At 72.3% G+C, this 17,627-nt stretch carries 17 protein-coding genes; 11 read left to right on the top strand and 6 right to left on the bottom strand.

Annotated elements, in window-relative coordinates:
- Positions 1-70 precede the first annotated feature (70 nt).
- Positions 71-337 (bottom strand): DUF2530 domain-containing protein, encoded by a 267-nt coding sequence (locus ACH4LD_RS09110; RefSeq protein WP_103809782.1) that lies wholly within the window; start codon positions 335-337, stop codon positions 71-73.
- A 150-nt stretch (positions 338-487) separates the two neighbouring features.
- Between ACH4LD_RS09110 and ACH4LD_RS09105 the strand changes: the two genes are divergently transcribed.
- Entirely contained in the window at positions 488-1,939 is a 1,452-nt protein-coding gene (locus ACH4LD_RS09105) for an NCS2 family permease (RefSeq protein ID WP_132785373.1), read from the top strand.
- A 10-nt stretch (positions 1,940-1,949) separates the two neighbouring features.
- On the opposite strand, the gene ACH4LD_RS09100 is transcribed toward ACH4LD_RS09105, so the two are convergent.
- On the bottom strand, positions 1,950-2,132 hold the full coding sequence (locus ACH4LD_RS09100; RefSeq protein WP_103810025.1) for a ribbon-helix-helix protein, CopG family: 183 nt from the start codon (positions 2,130-2,132) through the stop codon (positions 1,950-1,952).
- Between the two features lie 154 nt (positions 2,133-2,286).
- On the opposite strand from ACH4LD_RS09100, the gene ACH4LD_RS09095 reads away from it, so the two are divergent.
- On the top strand, positions 2,287-2,724 hold the full coding sequence (locus tag ACH4LD_RS09095) for a MarR family winged helix-turn-helix transcriptional regulator (RefSeq protein WP_103809784.1): 438 nt from the start codon (positions 2,287-2,289) through the stop codon (positions 2,722-2,724).
- 104 nt (positions 2,725-2,828) lie between these two features.
- Entirely contained in the window at positions 2,829-4,100 is a 1,272-nt protein-coding gene (locus ACH4LD_RS09090) for an MFS transporter (protein ID WP_132785532.1), read from the top strand.
- A gap of 18 nt (positions 4,101-4,118) precedes the next feature.
- Here the strand turns inward: ACH4LD_RS09090 and ACH4LD_RS09085 are convergent, their stop codons facing one another.
- Positions 4,119-4,664, bottom strand: coding sequence for a GNAT family N-acetyltransferase (locus ACH4LD_RS09085; RefSeq protein ID WP_398055542.1), 546 nt, complete (start codon positions 4,662-4,664; stop codon positions 4,119-4,121).
- A 40-nt stretch (positions 4,665-4,704) separates the two neighbouring features.
- On the opposite strand from ACH4LD_RS09085, the gene thpR reads away from it, so the two are divergent.
- Entirely contained in the window at positions 4,705-5,277 is a 573-nt protein-coding gene (thpR, locus tag ACH4LD_RS09080; RefSeq protein ID WP_398055541.1) for an RNA 2',3'-cyclic phosphodiesterase, read from the top strand.
- A gap of 232 nt (positions 5,278-5,509) precedes the next feature.
- Here the strand turns inward: thpR and ACH4LD_RS09075 are convergent, their stop codons facing one another.
- A complete protein-coding gene (locus tag ACH4LD_RS09075) occupies positions 5,510-6,502 on the bottom strand; it encodes an aldo/keto reductase (RefSeq protein WP_132785370.1) in 993 nt (330 codons plus the stop codon).
- 313 nt (positions 6,503-6,815) lie between these two features.
- On the opposite strand from ACH4LD_RS09075, the gene ACH4LD_RS09070 reads away from it, so the two are divergent.
- Positions 6,816-7,949, top strand: coding sequence for a hypothetical protein (locus ACH4LD_RS09070; protein WP_398055540.1), 1,134 nt, complete (start codon positions 6,816-6,818; stop codon positions 7,947-7,949).
- A 66-nt stretch (positions 7,950-8,015) separates the two neighbouring features.
- On the opposite strand, the gene ACH4LD_RS09065 is transcribed toward ACH4LD_RS09070, so the two are convergent.
- Positions 8,016-8,690, bottom strand: coding sequence for a GDSL-type esterase/lipase family protein (locus tag ACH4LD_RS09065; protein ID WP_398055539.1), 675 nt, complete (start codon positions 8,688-8,690; stop codon positions 8,016-8,018).
- Positions 8,691-8,812: 122 nt separating this feature from the next.
- Here ACH4LD_RS09065 and ACH4LD_RS09060 point away from each other — a divergent pair, with 122 nt between their 5' ends.
- Positions 8,813-9,793 carry a WD40 repeat domain-containing protein gene (locus ACH4LD_RS09060; RefSeq protein WP_398055538.1) on the top strand — a complete coding sequence of 327 codons (981 nt, stop codon included), beginning with the start codon at positions 8,813-8,815 and terminating at the stop codon, positions 9,791-9,793.
- 303 nt (positions 9,794-10,096) lie between these two features.
- Positions 10,097-10,582, top strand: a complete 486-nt coding sequence (locus ACH4LD_RS09055) for a hypothetical protein (RefSeq protein ID WP_398106167.1) — start codon at positions 10,097-10,099, stop codon at positions 10,580-10,582.
- Between the two features lie 72 nt (positions 10,583-10,654).
- On the opposite strand, the gene serC is transcribed toward ACH4LD_RS09055, so the two are convergent.
- Positions 10,655-11,773, bottom strand: coding sequence for a phosphoserine transaminase (gene serC, locus ACH4LD_RS09050; protein WP_398055536.1), 1,119 nt, complete (start codon positions 11,771-11,773; stop codon positions 10,655-10,657).
- Positions 11,774-11,929: 156 nt separating this feature from the next.
- Between serC and ACH4LD_RS09045 the strand changes: the two genes are divergently transcribed.
- The 4 genes from ACH4LD_RS09045 to ACH4LD_RS09030 all read left to right on the top strand — a co-directional run bounded on the left by ACH4LD_RS09045 (position 11,930) and on the right by ACH4LD_RS09030 (position 17,588).
- Entirely contained in the window at positions 11,930-15,205 is a 3,276-nt protein-coding gene (locus ACH4LD_RS09045; protein WP_398055535.1) for an FAD-binding and (Fe-S)-binding domain-containing protein, read from the top strand.
- A complete protein-coding gene (locus ACH4LD_RS09040) occupies positions 15,202-15,975 on the top strand; it encodes a metallophosphoesterase family protein (RefSeq protein WP_398055534.1) in 774 nt (257 codons plus the stop codon). Before ACH4LD_RS09045 ends, ACH4LD_RS09040 begins: the two co-directional genes overlap by 4 nt.
- Positions 15,976-16,176: 201 nt before the next feature.
- Positions 16,177-17,295, top strand: coding sequence for a lipid II:glycine glycyltransferase FemX (locus ACH4LD_RS09035; protein ID WP_398055533.1), 1,119 nt, complete (start codon positions 16,177-16,179; stop codon positions 17,293-17,295).
- Between the two features lie 167 nt (positions 17,296-17,462).
- Positions 17,463-17,588 (top strand): hypothetical protein, encoded by a 126-nt coding sequence (locus ACH4LD_RS09030; protein ID WP_398055532.1) that lies wholly within the window; start codon positions 17,463-17,465, stop codon positions 17,586-17,588.
- Positions 17,589-17,627 lie beyond the last annotated feature (39 nt).

The following is a 17,627-nucleotide window of genomic DNA, read 5'->3' as shown; positions in this document are numbered from 1 at the left end:
GCGATGCCGCCCACCCGCCCACCGGACCCGCCGGGCCGGAGATCGAGCGTTCGCGGACGGGGATGTCCCGCTATTCGGCCGACGTCGCCCTCGAAGCCGCCGCCCGCCTCAGCGCGGCGTCCCGCTTGCGCACGTACCAGACGCCGATCAGCCCCAGCCCGCCCCCGGCCAGGCACGTCCACAGCCACCACAGGTGCCCGTGGTCCTCGAACCAGCCGTAGAAGGGGAGCTGGACCAGGAAGAGGACGAACCACACGAGGGTGCCGCCGGTGATCGTGGCGACCACGGGCCCCTCCAGGGGCTCCGGCGCCTCGTGCTTGGGGGTCCACTTAGCCATGCGCACAGCTTAAGCGCCGCCAGGGTCTACGCGCGGAGATAGCGATCTGCCACTCATACGTTCATACTGAAACCGTTTGTCTTTGACCGCTTCTGATCGTAGGAAACTCCAACGGGGCTCGGGGGAACCCCGCTGGTGATGAGGTCCCGCATGTCCACCTCGGCACCCGCCAAGGTCCCCACCCCCGAGAAGCCGGGTGGCGCGCCCGCCTACGGCGCCCTCGACCGCTACTTCAAGATCTCCGAGCGCGGCAGCAACCTCGCCCGTGAGGTCCGTGGCGGTTTCGCCACCTTCTTCGCGATGGCGTACATCATCGTGCTGAACCCGATCATCCTCAGCAGCGCGAAGGACATGTACGGGCACCACCTGGACAACGGCCAGCTGGTGACGGCGACCGCGCTGACGGCCGCGTTCTCCACGCTGCTGATGGGCGTCATCGGCAACGTGCCGATCGCGCTCGCCGCCGGCCTCGGCGTGAACTCGGTCGTCGCCCTCCAGCTCGCCCCGCGCATGTCCTGGCCGGACGCCATGGGCATGGTCGTCCTCGCCGGTTTCGTGGTCATGCTGCTGGTCGCCACCGGGCTGCGCGAGCGCGTGATGAACGCCGTGCCGTTCGGTCTGCGCAAGGCGATCTCCATCGGTATCGGCCTGTTCATCATGCTGATCGGCCTGGTCGACTCCGGGTTCGTCACCCGTATGCCGGACGCCGCCCAGACCACCGTCCCGGTCCAGCTCGGCACCGGCGGTCACCTCACCGGCTGGCCGGTGCTGATCTTCATCCTGGGCGCGCTGCTCACCTTCGCGCTGATCGTCCGCAAGGTGCCGGGCGCGATCCTCATCTCCATCGTCGGCATGACCGTCCTCGCGGTGATCATCAACGCGGTCGCCACGATCCCGTCCTGGGGCCTGACGGTCCCGAAGTGGCCGGGCAACCCGGTCGCCACCCCCGACTTCGGCCTGGTCGGCCAGGTCAGCCTGTTCGGCGGCTTCTCCAAGGTCGGCGTGCTGACCGGCATCCTCTTCGTCTTCACGGTCCTGCTGTCGTGCTTCTTCGACGCGATGGGCACGATCATGGGCATCAGCGACGAGGCCAAGCTGACCGACGCCGAGGGCTACATGCCGGGCATCAACAAGGTCCTCTTCGTGGACGGCCTCGCGGTCGCGGCGGGCGGTGCCAGCTCCTCCTCGGCCACCACCGCCTTCGTGGAGTCCACGGCCGGCGTCGGCGAGGGCGCCCGTACCGGCTTCGCGAACGTCGTCACGGGCGGCCTGTTCGCCGTCGCGCTGTTCCTCACCCCGATCGCCACGATGGTCCCGTCCCAGGCGGCCACCCCGGCGCTGGTCGCGGTCGGCTTCCTGATCCTGTCGAACTCCATCAAGGAGATCGACTGGGCGGACTACACCATCGCGATCCCGGCGTTCGTGACGATGCTGATGATGCCGTTCACCTACTCGATCACGAACGGCATCGGCATGGGCTTCATCACCTTCACGGTGCTGCGCCTGGTCGCCGGGCGGGCCCGGGAGATCCCGGTGGCGATGTACGTCGTCTCGGCGGTCTTCGCCTTCTACTACCTGATGCCGGCCCTGGGTCTGACCTGACCGGCGGGCGTCAGGTGACGCCGTAGAACTTCTCCGTCTCCTCGACGGCGGCCTGGAACCGCTCGTCGAAGTCATCCCGAATGAGCGTCCGGACGACATAGTCCTGGACGCTCATTCCTCTTCTCGCCGCGTGGTGCCGGAGCCGTTCGAGCAGCTCCCCGTCCATCCGCAGGCTGAGCACACTGGTCCCCATGCGTACGAGGGTCGCCACAGCCGGCCGCCCGATGCGTCGATTTCCGGACCCGGCTCACCCGTACGGGTGATCTCAGGGTTCAGTGGCGGGCGTCACGGGCATCTGGGCGCGCCCGACTGGTCTTTAGCGAGAGTAATGAGTTACGCTAAAGAACATGCCGGACCTTACCCATGGCGACGACGCGGCCGCCGTGAACGCACTCCGCTCCGCAGTGATGCGGCTGTCCCGTCGGCTCAAGCACCAGCGGGTCGACGAGTCGCTGAGCCCCACCGAGATGTCGGTGCTCGGCACCCTCGCCCGCTGCGGCTCCGCCACCCCGGGCGAACTGGCCCGCAAGGAGCACGTCCAGCCGCCGTCGATGACCCGCATCGTCGCGCTGCTCGAAGCCAAGGGGCTGGTCAGGCTGGAGCCGCACCCCGAGGACCGGCGCCAGAAGGTCGTCACGCAGACCGAGCAGGCCGAGGCCATGCTCGAAGAGAGCCGCCGCAAGCGCAACGCCTTCCTGGCCGGCCTGGCCGACGGCCTCGACGAGGACGAGTGGGCGACCCTGCGCGCCGCCGCCCCCGTGCTGGAGAAACTCGCACACCTGTAAGCGCGCCATCCGAGGAGGCGAACCCTTTGAGTACGGGATCCGGAACACCTTCCGCCCCCGCACCGGCCACCCCTACCACCACCCCCGTTTCCCGCAAGTCCTCGATGTTCAGCTCGCTGAGGATCCGGAACTACCGCCTCTTCTTCATCGGCCAGGTCGTCTCCAACACCGGCACCTGGATGCAGCGCATCGCCCAGGACTGGCTGGTCCTCAGCCTCACCGGCTCCTCCGCGGCCGTCGGCATCACGACGGCCCTCCAGTTCCTGCCGATGCTGCTGTTCGGGCTGTACGGCGGCGTCCTCGTGGACCGCCTGCCCAAGCGCCCCGCCCTGCTGGTCACCCAGACCGCGATGGCCGTCACCGGTCTCGTGCTCGCCGCACTGACCCTCTCCGGGCACGTCCACGTCTGGCACGTCTACGTCGCCGCCTTCGCCGTCGGCCTCGCCACGGTGGTCGACAACCCGGCCCGGCAGTCCTTCGTCTCCGAGATGGTCGGCCCCGAGCAGCTCCAGAACGCGGTCAGCCTGAACTCGGCGAACTTCCAGTCCGCCCGGCTGGTCGGCCCCGCCGTCGCCGGCCTGATGATCACCGGTGTGGGCACCGGCTGGGCGTTCCTCGCCAACGGCCTGTCCTTCGCCGCGCCGATCGCCGGACTGCTGCTGATGCGCGCCCGCGAACTGCACGTGGTCGAGCGCGCGCCGCGCGGCAAGGGCCAGCTCCGCGAGGGCCTGCGGTACGTGGCGAAGCGGCCGGAGCTGATCTGGCCGATCGTCCTGGTCGGCTTCATCGGCACCTTCGGCTTCAACTTCCCGGTGTGGCTGTCCGCCTACGCGGACCACGTCTTCCACGCCGGAGCCGGCGCCTACAGCCTCTTCAACACCCTGATGGCCGTCGGCTCCCTGGTCGGCGCCCTGCTGGCCGCCCGGCGCGGCACGGCCCGGCTGCGCGTGCTGATCGCCGCCGCGCTGGCCTTCGGCACGCTGGAGACCGTGGCCGCGGTGGCGCCGTCGTACTGGCTGTTCGCGCTGCTCATGGTCCCGATCGGGATCTTCGGCCTGACGGTGAACGTCACCGCGAACACCGCCGTGCAGATGGGCACCGACCCGGCCATGCGCGGCCGGGTGATGGCCCTGTTCATGATGGTCTTCATGGGCGGTACGCCGCTGGGCGCGCCGGTGGTCGGCTGGATCACCGACACCTACGGCGCCCGGGTCGGCTTCGCGGCCGGCGGTGTGGTGTCGGCGGCGGCGGCCGGGGCGATCGGCCTGGTCCTCGCCCGCATCGGCGGCCTGCGCCTGTCGGTGGGCTGGCACCACGGCCATCCGCGGGTCCGCTTCGTGCCGCGCGAACGGGAGCAGCTGGCCACGGCGGCGTGAGCCTCCCGGCCGCCCCCGTCAGCGTCCGCCCGGAGGGTCCTGGTCGACCCTCCGGGCCAGCACCTGTCCCGGCCAGTCGTCCGGGCCGTGGGTGTAGGTGTGCGTCGGGGTGAAGCCGTTCGCCTCGTAGTAGGCGACGAGCCGGCGGTCGTCGCCCGCGTAGCAGTCCACCCGGAGCAGGCCCACGCCGGCCCGCCGGGTCGTCTCGGCGGCGTGCGCGAGCAGCGCGCTGCCCACGCCCCGCCCCTTGAAGCGGCGGTCGGAGGCGAGCCAGTGGATGTACCGCTCGGGCTCGCCGGGCGGCGGGAGGTGGGACAGGTAGGCGCCGGGCCCGTCGGTGAGGGTGAGCGTGGCGGCCGGTACGCCGTCCACCTCGGCGATGTACGTGGTGCCCTCGTCCATGGCGCGCACGACCGCCTCGACGGTCCTGGTGTGCTCCGACAGCGGCTCGGCGCCCCACTGGCCGGTCCGCCCCTGTGAGACGAGCCACTCCACGCTGCTGTCGAGCATGCCCAGTATCGCGGGCAGGTCCTCGGGAACGCCTTCTCGGATGGTGATCGCCATGGGCCCATCATGCCCGCCGGGGTCTGCGATCGTGAGGTGCATGAGACTCTTCGCCGCCGTACTGCCCCCCGGGGACGCCGTGGAGGAACTCGCCGCGGAGGTGGCCCGGTTGAGGCGGCTGCCGGGGGCCGGCCGGCTGCGCTGGACCGCCCGCCCCGGCTGGCACTTCACCCTCGCGTTCTACGGCGAGGTCGCCGACGACGTCGTACCCGCCCTGTCGGACCGCCTGGCCCGCGCGGCCCACCGTACGGCCCCCTTCCCGCTCTCCCTCGCGGGCGGCGGCCAGTTCGGCCGGGGGCGGGCACTGTGGACGGGCGCCCGGGGGGACGTGGAGGCGCTGCGGCTGCTGGCCGACCGGGCGGAGGCGGCGGCCCGGAAGGCGGGGGTGCCGATGGGGGAACACCGGCGCTACAAGGCCCATCTGACGCTGGCCCGCAGCCGGGACGCGGTGGACGTACGGCCGTACGTGACGGCCCTCGCGGACTTCTCAGGCGGCACCTGGACCGTGGCCGACCTGGCGCTGGTGCGCAGCCGGCTGCCGGCGTCCGGGGTGCCGGGGGAGCAGCCGCGGTACGAGGTGGTCGAGCGATGGGCGCTGGGCGGGGCCGGTTAGTCTCGAATGCGTGGACCCGAAAACCCGGAACCGGATCATGGCCGGTGCGCTTGTGTTGATGTTCGTGGTGGTGGCCTTGGCGTCGGCCGTCAGGTAGCGGTTCGTCCAGGCGCCCAGGGGGCGGGGACCGAGCCGCGCCGGCGGCTGCGGGCTGTCTTCGGCCGGTCGCGCCCCGCGCGGCGGAGCCGCATGGCGAATGCGGCCCCGCCGCCCTTCGGGCGCTTCCCGGGGTCTACCAGGCGAACGCCTCCGGGGACGGGCCAGGGCCCGGGAAGATCTCGTCCAGGCCGGCCAGCAGGTCCTCGCCGAGCTCCAGCTCGACCGCCCTGAGGGCCGACTGAAGCTGGTCGGCCGTGCGCGGGCCGACGATCGGGCCCGTCACGCCCGGGCGGGTCAGCAGCCAGGCCAGGGCCACCTCACCGGGCTCCAGGCCGTGCTTGTCGAGCAGGTCCTCGTAGGACTGGATCTGCGCGCGGGCCGCCGGGTCCTTGAGGGTGTCCGCGGCCCGGCCGGAGGCGCGGCGCCCGCCCTGGACCTCCTTCTTGATGACCCCGCCCAGCAGACCGCCGTGCAGCGGCGACCAGGGGATGACCCCGAGGCCGTAGTCCTGCGCGGCCGGGATCACCTCCATCTCGGCGCGGCGCTCGGCCAGGTTGTACAGGCACTGCTCGCTGACCAGGCCGATGGTGCCGCCGCGGCGGGCGGCGATCTCGTTGGCCTGGGCGATCTTGTAGCCGGGGAAGTTGCTGGACCCGGCGTACAGGATCTTGCCCTGCTGGACGAGGACGTCGATCGCCTGCCAGATCTCCTCGAACGGGGTGCTGCGGTCGATGTGGTGGAACTGGTAGAGGTCGATGTGGTCCGTCTTCAGCCGCTGGAGGCTGGCGTCCACCGCGCGCCGGATGTTCAGCGCGGAGAGCTTGTCGTGGTTGGGCCAGGCATCGCCGTCGGCGGCCATGTTGCCGTACACCTTGGTGGCGATGACCGTCTTGTCGCGCCGGCCGCCGCCCTTGGCGAACCAGTTGCCGATGATGGACTCGGTCCGGCCCTTGTTCTCGCCCCAGCCGTACACATTGGCCGTGTCGAAGAAGTTGATGCCCGCGTCCAGCGCCGCGTCCATGATCGCGTGGCTGTCGGCTTCGTCGGTCTGCGGACCGAAGTTCATCGTCCCGAGGACGAGCCGGCTGACCTTGAGTCCCGTGCGTCCGAGCTGCGTGTACTTCATGGTCCACCAGCCAACGGCTTCGAGTGCGCTCTATGCAAGGCCTGCTGAGGACAGGGAGCCGCTCCGGTGGCGCACGATCACGCCCAGCCGGCCGGCCGCGTCGACCATGGCGACCAGGTGGCGCCGTGGTCCCCTCCTCGTCGCAGCGATCGCGCACCCCGGCCCGGGTCTCTCCCGCCGACCGCGGGATGCCGGCCGGCCGCCGCTGTGACCACGGCGGGCAGGTGACCCGCGCCGCCCCACGCCCGCGGCCGACGTGGTGTCAGAGGGGTGCCGTAGGGTGCGCGCAGTCACATCGCCCCTGGAGAGTCCCGTGTCCGTCCGTGCCCGGCTCTGTGCCGTCGTCCCCGTGCTCCTGCCGTCCGCGGAGGCGGACGTCCCCGAACTGCTCGGCCCGCCGGGCCGCCGCCTGCTGGCCCAGCGCGGCGACGACGCGCTCTGGGTCCAGCCGCTGGACGACGCCTTCGCGCCCGCCGGGGACCGGGTGCGCCTGCCCGCGCCCTGGCCGCGCCGGCGCGGGACGTGGGCGGTGGCCCCGGACGCGAGCCTGGCGGTGTTCGCGGGCGTGCACGCGGTGCGGGCGGTGGAGCCGTCGGGGGCGACGCGCTGGGAGGTCCGGCACGGCTGCTGGCACCGGGCCTGCCGCGAACAGCACACGTCGTACGAGGAGTACGGCGACCGCGCCGACCACCGTCACCCGGAGCGCGGCTCGGCCGGGTTCTCCGTGGACGGGGCGTACGTGTGGGCGCACGTACGCGGGCCGCTGGCGGTGGGCGAGTTGGGCCCGGACGTCGTCGACGAGTGGCTGCTGCTGGACGCGCGGGACGGGCGGGTGCTCGCGCGGGCCGACGCCGAGGCCGCGGCGGCGGGCAGCTTCCATCTGCCGCACCCGACGGATCCCGGACAGATGGGGCTGAGCATCGGGGAGGGCCAGGACGGGTCGCCGCTGCGCTGGGGCCGCTGGGACGGAACGGAGCTGTCCGTCCGTCACCTCGCGGCCGATCTGACCCTGATGGGCGTGAGCCCCTCGGGCGAGCGGCTGATGACGGTGACCCACGACCAGGACACCCTGGCGGTCCGCGACACCGGCGGGTCCGTGCCGGAGGGCCTGGAGTGGGACGCCGCGACGGCCCTCCCCCGGCATCCCGAGGCCGAGCCGGACAACGACGAGGCGCTTCCCTACTGGGACTGGGCGGGCGGCTTCCTGGACGAGACGACCCTGATCTGCTCGACCGTCGAGGCCGACGAGGAGTGGGGCCAGGGCCGGCACTGGCTCCTCGACACGGCGGGCGCGCGCACACCGGCGGAGGTCGGCTACCCGGTACCGGTCGGCATCCGGCCGCCCATGGCCACCCTGGGCGACGGCAGGTGGGTGACGCCGGCGGACTCGGGGGAGGCGCTGTACGTGTGGGAGCGGGGTCAGTCGCGGGGAAGTCGTCGGTTCTGAGGGCGAGGCGGAGCGGGGTTGTCGTGAGTACCCCGGCTGGGAGGCGCCGGGATCCGGTCGGACCGATCAGGCCACGTACGCCCCGCCGACCCCCCACGCCTCCCGCATCGCCCCCGCGAACGCCTCCGCTATCAGGTGCTCCCCGCGCGCGTTGGGATGCGTGCCGTCGTAGGTGTCGGTGTGGATGTCGTACTCCTCCGGCGGCGAGGCCAGCAGGAGCGGCGAGCGCGGCTCGTCCAGGTCGGCGACCGCCTTGGCGAGCAGCACGTTGAACCGGTCGACCTGCTCGGCGAAGGACGCGTCGGCCGCCGCCCGGATGTTCGGGATGACCGGCAGCAGCACCATCCGGATGCGCGGGTCCGCCTCCCGGGCGCCCGCCACGAACGCCTGTACGTTCTCCGCCGTCTGCTCGGCGTTCGTGTAGAAGCCGAGGTCGATCAGACCCAGGGAGACCAGGAGGACGTCGGGGCGGTGGGCGCGCACCGCGTCGCCGATCAGCGGGGCCATGTGCAGCCAGCCCTCGCCCCAGCCCGCGAGGTGGGCGCGCGGGAAGGCGGGGTCGGCGTAGGCGAGGGACGTCGGGGCGTCGGCCTGCTTGTCGTACAGCGTCTCGCGCGGCCCGACGAAGGTGAACGAGCCGCCGTACGCCACGGACAGGTGCTGCCACAGCCGGTAACGCCATGTGTGTTCGCCCGCGCTCCCGATCGTCATGGAGTCGCCCACGGGCATGAACCTAAGCATCCGGTCATGATGGACGATCTCCGTGACGCACGGGACCGGTGGTGGCTGTGAGGCGGACCACGTCCCCCGCTCCCCGGTGGCCGTGTGCCCTGAACCCCCGCCGGTGATGGCAGGCTTGGGGCATGCGTCGATCGTTCGCCGTCCTCGCCGGGGTCTTGCTCGCCGGTGCCTGCGTGCTGCCCGCCTCCGCCGCCGAGGGAACCGCCGACGGGGCGGGCGACCAGGGGTTCACCCTCAAGGATCCGCGGATCACCGAGTCCAGCGGGCTCGCCGCCTCCCGGCTCCATCCCGGCGTCTACTGGACGCACAACGACAGCGACGACGGCCCGTACCTCTACGCCGTGGACAGCGCGACCGGGAAGACCGTCGCCCGGATCACCCTGCGCGGCATCGGCTCCCCGCGTGACGTCGAGGCCATCTCCATCGGCCCGCACAACGAGATCTACGTCGGTGACATCGGCGACAACTTCGGCGGCAGGTGGCCCTACGTGTGGATCTACCGGCTGCCCGAGCCGAAGAACCTCACGGACCAGACGGTCACGGCCACGCAGTACGTCGTGAAGTACTCCGACGGGCCGCGCGACGCCGAGTCGCTGCTCGTCCACCCGAAGACCGGGCGCGTCTACATCATCGACAAGAAGGAGGACGGCGGGCACCTGTACGAGGGCCCGGCCACCCTCTCCACCTCGGGCGCGAACGTCTTCAAGCCCATCGCCGCCGTCGATCTCTGGGCCACCGACGCCGCCTTCTCCCCGGACGGCCGGGACCTCGCCGTACGCGGCTACTTCGGCGGCATTCACTACCGCTGGAACGGCGGCCGCATCAAGCGCGAGGGCCGCCTGGACGTCCCGTTGCAGGGTCAGGGGGAGTCCGTGTCGTACTCCGCCGACGGCACCAAGCTGATGTACGGCAGCGAGGGCGCCGACAGCGCCGTACAAGCCGTCGACGCACCCGACCGACCCGACGCCGAGTCACCCTCGTCGAAGGGCGATCCAGCCACTTCGACGGACAAGAGCGCCGGCGGAAGCCTCAAGGTCGGCGCCGTGATCGTCGCGCTCGGAGCGGTGGCCCTGCTCGGCCTGCGACGCCTGCGGCGGGGTTGAGACCGCGGCGACGGTAGAGGCGGTCGCCACGGACCATGGTCTTTGGCATATTCCAGCGGCACATTCACTCGTTCGGTCGACCTTGTCGCCATACGCGAGTACGCACCGCGTGCGCGTGCCTACGTTCTGTCGTATGACCAGCTCACAGCATGACGCGACGCACCGCATCTTCCGAGAGGCGCCGGATCTCTTGGCTCGCCGCCGATTCTGGTCGTGGTATGCCGAGACAAGAAAACGGCGGTGTGGGCGGAGGAACCCATCCGCATCGGGTCCAGTTTCCACACGAGCATGGAGGTGTTTCCCTTGGTCCTGGGGCCGATCGGTGTGCGCCCGATCACCGACCCGGTAGAGGCGGCGAAGGACCCGGCGCTCGCCACCTTCTCCGTGCTCATCAACGCCAAGGACCCGGGCATCCTCGCGATACTGGATGCGGTGGCACCGGTGTTGGGGCCCAACGCGAAGTGGGCGGAATACATCGAGGTCGGTCTGGACGAAGGTCCGGCCCGCGATCACTGGAGGAAACTGATGGCCGTGTACACCCCGAACTTCCCCGGCTTCGGCAGTGTGATGGAGGAAACCTGGATCCAGGTCCACTCCGACGGTGAGGCGAAGGGCAAGGCGGAGGGCAAGGCGGAGGACATTCTTCGGGTGCTTGAAGTGCGGGGCGTCGACGTGCCCGACTCCGTCCGGGAGCGCGTCATGGCCTGCGCCGACCTTGAGCTGCTGGGGACCTGGTTCGACCGTTCCCTCACCGTGGAGAGCGCCGAGGAACTGTTCGCCGGAGAGTGAGCCGTCGGACCGCACAGTGAAGGGCGCCCGGTGAGCACCGGGCGCCCTTGCGCGTCGTACGGCCGGGAACGGCTACAGCTTCTCGATCACGTAGTCGACGCACTTCGTCAGCGCCTCGACGTCCGCCGGGTCGATCGCCGGGAACATCGCGATGCGCAGCTGGTTGCGGCCGAGCTTGCGGTACGGCTCGGTGTCCACGATGCCGTTCGCGCGCAGCACCTTGGCGACGGCGGCGGCGTCGATCTCGTCGGAGAAGTCGATCGTGCCGATGACCTGCGAGCGCTTGGCCGGGTCCGAGACGAACGGGGTGGCGTACTTGGCCTCCTCCGCCCAGGTGTACAGCCGGGTCGAGGAGTCCTTCGTACGGGCCGTGGACCAGGCGAGGCCGCCCTGGCCGTTGAGCCACTCAAGCTGCTCGTTGAGCAGGAAGAGGGTGGCGAGGGCCGGGGTGTTGTACGTCTGGTTCTTGCGGGAGTTGTCGATCGCGGTCGGCAGGCTGAAGAACTCCGGGACGTGGCGCCCGGACGCGTGGATCCGCTCGGCGCGCTCGATCGCGGCCGGGGAGAAGACGCCGATCCACAGGCCGCCGTCGGAGGCGAAGGACTTCTGCGGGGCGAAGTAGTAGACGTCGGTCTCGGCGATGTCGACCGGGAGGCCGCCCGCGCCGGAGGTGGCGTCCACGAGGACGAGCGCGCCCTCGTCGGCGCCGGCCACGCGCTTGATCGGCATGGCGACACCGGTGGAGGTCTCGTTGTGCGTGAAGGCGTAGACGTCCACGCCCGCCTCGGCCCGCGGCTCGGGGTGGGTGCCGGGGTCGGAGGCGATGACGGTGGGCTCGGCCAGCCAGGGCGCGAGCTTCGCGGCCTTGGCGAACTTGGAGGAGAACTCGCCGAAGTTCAGGTGCTGCGACTTGTTCTCGATCAGGCCGTGCGTGGCGATGTCCCAGAAGGCGGTGGAGCCGCCGTTGCCGAGGACGACCTCGTAGCCCTCGGGGAGGGAGAACAGCTCGGAGATGCCCTCGCGGACCTTGCCGACCAGGTTCTTCACCGGCGCCTGCCGGTGGGAGGTGCCCAGCAGGGAGGTACCGGTGGCGGCGAGGGCGTCCAGCGCCTCGGTGCGCACCTTGGAGGGGCCGGCGCCGAAACGTCCGTCGGCGGGCTTGATGTCTGCGGGAATCTGGATGTCGGCCACGGGACGAGGTTAGCCCGTGGCGGAGAGCGAGGTGGAGACGTGTCCGTTCGATGAGACGAGATCACCGGGACGTGGACTTGTGAGGTTGTACGACGATACGTGCGGGCCTGTGGAAAACGTGGGGTGACGGTGCGTGAGCGGATGCATTCTGGACGCATGACGGATCGAGCGGGTGGTGCGGGGCCGGCCGGGGGAGCCGGGGCCGGGGCCGGGACTGAGGCCGGAGGCGGGGCCGGGGGTGCGTGGGGTGCCGGGGCCGATGGCGCCGGTGTCGCCGAGCTGGCCCGGGCGCTGCGCGGGGCCGTGCGGGGCGAGGTCGGTTTCGACGCCACCGCCCGGGCGCTGGTCACCATGGACGCGTCCAACTACCGGCGCGTCCCCCTCGGGGTCGTGGCCCCCAGGGACGCGGACGACGTGGCGGCCGTCCTGGAGGTGTGCCGGGCGCGCGGGGTGCCGGTGGTGGCGCGGGGCGGGGGCACGTCGATCGCCGGGCAGGCGACCGGCACCGGCGTGGTGCTGGACTTCACCCGGCACATGACCGCCCTGCTCGAACTGGACCCGGGCAGCCGCACGGCCGTGGTGCAGCCGGGGCTCGTGCTCGACCGGCTCCAGGAGGCCGCCGCACCGCACGGGCTGCGGTTCGGCCCCGACCCGTCCACGCACAGCAGGTGCACGCTCGGCGGGATGATCGGCAACAACTCGTGCGGTTCCCACTCGGTCGCCTGGGGCACGACCGCGGACAACGTGCGGGAGCTGTCCGTGCTCACCGCGCGCGGGCAGCGGCTGCGGCTCGGACCGGGCTGGGCGGGCGCCCCGGACGGACTGCGGGAGCTGGCCGAGGGCGAACTGGCCCGGCTGCGCACCGGCTTCCCTGACCTGCCCCGCCGCATCTCCGGGTACGCGCTGGACGCGCTGCTGCCGGAGAGGGGCGCGGACGTCGCCCGCTCCTTCTGCGGCTCGGAGGGCACCCTGGGCATCCTCACCGAGGCCGTGGTCGGCCTGGTCGAGGCCCCGCGCGCGCGTGCCCTGGCCGTGCTGGCGTACGCCGACGAGAGCGCCGCCGCCGAGGCCGCCGCCGGTCTGCTGCCGCTGCGGCCGCTCACGGTGGAGGGCATGGCCGCCGACCTGGTACCGGCCGGCGCGGGGCTGCCGGCGGGAGGCGCCTGGCTGTTCGTGGAGACCGGTGGGCGGACGGCGGCGGAGGCACGCGCACGGGCGGAGGAGATCGTCCGGGCCGCCGACGTCGTGTCCGCGCTGGTCGTCACCGACCCGGCGGACCAGCGGACCCTGTGGCGCATCCGCGAGGACGCGTCCGGCACGGCCACCCGGATGCCGGACGGCGCGGAGGCCTGGCCCGGCTGGGAGGACTGCGCGGTGCCACCCGCCCGGCTCGGCGCCTACCTGCGCGACTTCCGCGCCCTGCTCACCGCCCACGGCCTGCGGGGCACGCCGTACGGCCACTTCGGCGACGGCTGCATCCACGTCCGCGTCGACTTCGACCTGCTCACCGAGGCCGGCGTCGGCCGCTTCCGCCGTTTCTCCGAGGAACTGGCCGACCTGGTGGTGGCCCACGGCGGCTCCCTGTCCGGGGAGCACGGCGACGGACAGGCCCGCGCGGAACTGCTGCCCCGCATGTACGGCGAGGAGACGGTCCGGCTGTTCGAGCGGGCCAAGGCGGTGTGGGACCCCGACGACCTGCTCAACCCCGGCATGCTGGTCCGCCCGGCCCCGCTGGACGCCAACCTCCGCTTCTCCGTCCTGCCGAGCCGCCCGGTCGACGTCGCCTTCGGCTACCCGGCGGACGGGGGCGACTTCGCCGCGGCCGTCCGCCGCTGCGTCGGCGTCGCCAAGTGCCGTACGACCACGGCGGCCGGCCCCGCCGTGATGTGCCCCTCCTATCGGGCCACCGGCGAGGAGGAGCACTCCACCCGCGGCCGGGCCCGGCTGCTGCACGAGATGCTCGCGGGCGAGCTGATCACCGACGGCTGGCGGTCCCCGGAGGTCCGGGACGCCCTGGACCTGTGCCTGTCCTGCAAGGGCTGCCGCTCGGACTGCCCGGTCGGCGTCGACATGGCCACCTACAAAGCGGAGTTCCTGCACCACCACTACGCCGGCCGCCGCCGCCCCGCCGCCCACCACACCATGGGCCGGCTCCCGGAATGGCTCCGCTGGACCGCCCGCACACGGGTGGCCCCGCTGGTCAACGCCCTGACCCGGGTGGGCCCATTGGCCGGCCTCGGCAAACGGCTGGCCGGGATCACCCCGGAACGACAGATCCCGCGACTGGCGACACAGACGTTCACGGGGTGGTGGCGCAAGCGGGACCCGGCGGGGGCTGCCGGAGTGGTACCGGGCGGGGGTGAGGGCAGCTCGCATGGGCCGGGCGCCGAAGGTCTGCCCGCTTCGGGTGCCGGTGTCCTGCCTGCGCCGGGGGCGGGGGACCTGCCTGCATCAGGCGCTGAAGATCCGCCCGCACCGGACGCCGAGGATGCGGCTGCGCCGGGCGCCGAGGATCTGCACGACCCGGGCGCAGGGGACCTGCCTGCGCCCGGTGTCGGCGACTTGCCCGCACCGGGCACGGGGAACCAGCCCGCATCCGGTGCCGGTGATCTGCCCGAGCCGGGCGCCGGGAATCTGGTCGTTCTCTGGCCGGACACCTTCACCGAGTACCTGTCGCCGTCCGTCGGCCGGGCCGCCGTGCGGGTGCTGGAGGCCGCCGGGCTGCGCGTGGCCCTGCCGCCGACGCTGCTGCTGCGCCGGGGAGCGATCGCCGACGGCAGGACCAGGGCGGCGACCGCGCTGCTCGCGGCCCGCCGCGCCCGGGTCTGCTGCGGACTGACCTACGTCTCCACCGGCCAGCTGGACCGCGCCCGCACGGTCCTGCGCCGCACGCTGGACCTGATGGAACCGGTGCTGCGGGCCGGGGCCCCGGTCGTCGTCCTGGAACCGAGCTGCGCCGCCGCCCTCCGCACCGACCTCCCGGAGCTGCTGCCCGACGACGCGCGCGCCGCCCGGCTGTCCGCCGCCGTCCGCACCTTCGCGGAGACCCTGGAACGGCACGCCCCGCACTGGACCCCGCCCGCCGTCGGCCGCCCGGTCGCCGGCCAGACCCACTGCCACCAGCACGCGGTGCTCGGCGACACCCCCGACCGCCGGCTGCGCGCCGCCGCCGGCCTCACCGGCGAGCTGAGCGGAGGCTGCTGCGGCCTGGCGGGCAACTTCGGCTTCGAGAAGGGACACTTCGAGGTCTCCCGGGCCTGCGCGGAGGAACAGCTCCTGCCCTCGGTACGGCAGGCCCCGCCGGACACCGTGATCCTGGCGGACGGCTTCTCCTGCCGCACCCAGCTGGAGCAGCTCGCCGGAGTCCGGGGCCGGCACCTGGCGGAGGTACTGGCGGACGCGCTGGACTCCCCGGCGGGGGGCGCCGGGTGAACGAGGACGAGGAGTACACCCGCCTGGCGGTCCTCTCCGACATCCACGGCGTGCTGCCCGCCCTGGAGGCCGTCCTGGCGGAGCCCGATGTGGCCGCCGCCGACCGGATCGTCCTCACCGGGGACATCACGGCCGGCCCGCAGCCGGCCGAGGTACTGGACCTGCTGCGTGAACAGGGCGACCGGGTGCTGTGGATCGGCGGCAACGCGGACCGGGAGCTGGTGGGGTACCGGCGGGGCGAGCGCACGGAGATCCCGGACCCCATCGGCCCGTACGCCGCCCGGTCGCTGCGCCCGGACCAGGTCGACTTCCTGGCCGCCCTTCCCCGCACCCGGACCCTGCGGGTGCGCGGTCTCGGCCCGGTCCTCTTCTGCCACGCCACACCGCGCGACGACGAGGAACTGGTCCTGGTCGACTCGCGCCCGGCCCGCTGGACGGAGGTCTTCACCGGCGTGCCGCCCGGCATCGGTACGGTCGTCTGCGGCCACACCCACATGCCCTACGTCCGGCTGGCCCACGGCCGCCTGGTGGTCAACCCCGGCAGCGTCGGCATGCCCTACGGCCGCCCCGGCGCCCACTGGTGCCTCCTCGGCCCCGGCACCGACCTGCGCGTGACGCCGTACGACATACCGGCGGCGGTGGCCCGGCTCACCCGGGAGTGCGCCTACCCGGACATCGCCGCGTGGGCCGACTACTTCCTGTACGCCCGGGCGACGGACACGGAAGTGCTGGAGGCGTGGGGGCCCAAGGACGGGCGGAACGCTTCGTAGGGTGAGAACACCGGCGATCTTCACGGACGCCGGCGGCACCGTCACGGACACAGCGGCACCGTCACGGGACACGGCGGCACCGTCACGGAGACAGCGGCACCGTCCCGGAGACAGCGGCACCGTCCCGGACGCCGGCGTACTCACCGTCCCAGCACCGGCCTCGCCACAGGGACCGGCCCCGTCCCCGAAGGAGTCCCGCCCATGTCGCTCACCCTCCGTCCCCTCACCCGTGCCGAGCACCTCGCCTTCGTGGCGGAGCGGCCCTCGGTCAGTCATATGCAGGTGCCGTCGTGGGGGGACGTGAAACCCGACTGGCGGGCCGAGAGCCTGGGCTGGTTCGAGGCGGACGGGCGGCTCGTGGGGGCCGGGCTGGCGCTGCTGCGGCCGTTGCCCAAGGTGAAGCGGTATCTGGCCTACCTCCCCGAGGGCCCCGTCATCGACTGGGACGCGCCCGGCCTGGAGCGCTGGCTGGAGCCGATGCTGGCCCACCTCAAGGCCCGCGGCGCCTTCTCGGTGAAGATGGGACCGCCCGTGGTGGCCCGGCGGTGGAGCCCGGAGGCGGTCAAGGCCGCGATCGCCGACCCCGGCACGCACCGGCTGCGCGACGCACCGGCGACGTCCAGCGGGCCTGGCCTCGACCTCGCCGAGCGGCTGCGCCGCATGGGCTGGCAGTGGACCGAGCCCGGCGGGGAGGAGGGGTTCGCCGCCGGGCAGCCCCGGTACGTGTGCCAGGTACCGTTCGCGGGCCGGTCCCTGGAGGACATCCACCGCGGGCTCAACCAGCAGTGGCGGCGCAACATCAAGAAGGCCGAGAAGGCGGGCGTGAAGATCGTCCGTGGCGGCCCGGAGGACCTGCCGGTCTTCTACCGCCTCTACACCGAGACCGCCGAACGGGACCGCTTCATCCCGCGCCCGCTGCCGTACTTCCAGCGCATGTGGACCGCGCTCACCGCGGAGCACCCCGACCGGATGCGGCTCTACCTCGCCCACCACGACGGGGACGTCCTCGCCGCGGCCACCATGCTGATCGTCGGCCGCCACGTCTGGTACTCCTACGGCGCCTCCACCAGCCGCAAGCGCGAGGTGCAGCCCAACAACGCCATGCAGTGGCGGATGATGTGCGACGCGCATGAACTCGGCGCGCACGTCTACGACTTCCGGGGCATCACCGACACCCTGGAGGAGTCGGACCACCTGCTCGGCCTGCTCCGCTTCAAGGTGGGCGCGGGCGGTGAGGCCGTGGAGTACGTGGGGGAGTGGGACTTCCCGCTGAACCGGCTGCTGCACAAGGCGTTTCACATCTACATGGCCCGCCGCTGAGGTCGCTCTCAGGTTCTCCGCCGAACTCCCAGCTTTACCCAGGGGATTCACAGCGCCCCTTTGCCATTTTTGCCGTTCGGCGGCCGGAGAAGCGTGTAACTTCTTCGATGTCGGGTTCCGGACGCGGAATTCAGCACCACAAGAACAGTGCGACATTAGGAGTCGGAATGAGCTTCAAGAAGCTTGCCCCGCTGCCCCCCAAGCCCAAGACGAAGCAGCTCCCGCCGCAGCCGAAGCCCAAGAAGCACGCGCACAAGCCGCTGCCCAAGCCGCCGGCCGGCCGGGACCAGTGATCGGGCGCTGAGCCGGAAGGGGTCGACGGTGCACCGTCG

It is taken from the genome of Streptomyces sp. NPDC017676 (assembly GCF_044329325.1).
Lineage (GTDB): Bacteria > Actinomycetota > Actinomycetes > Streptomycetales > Streptomycetaceae > Streptomyces.
Note: the sequence above shows the minus strand (reverse complement) of the source record. Positions and strands in the feature narration are given on the sequence as shown.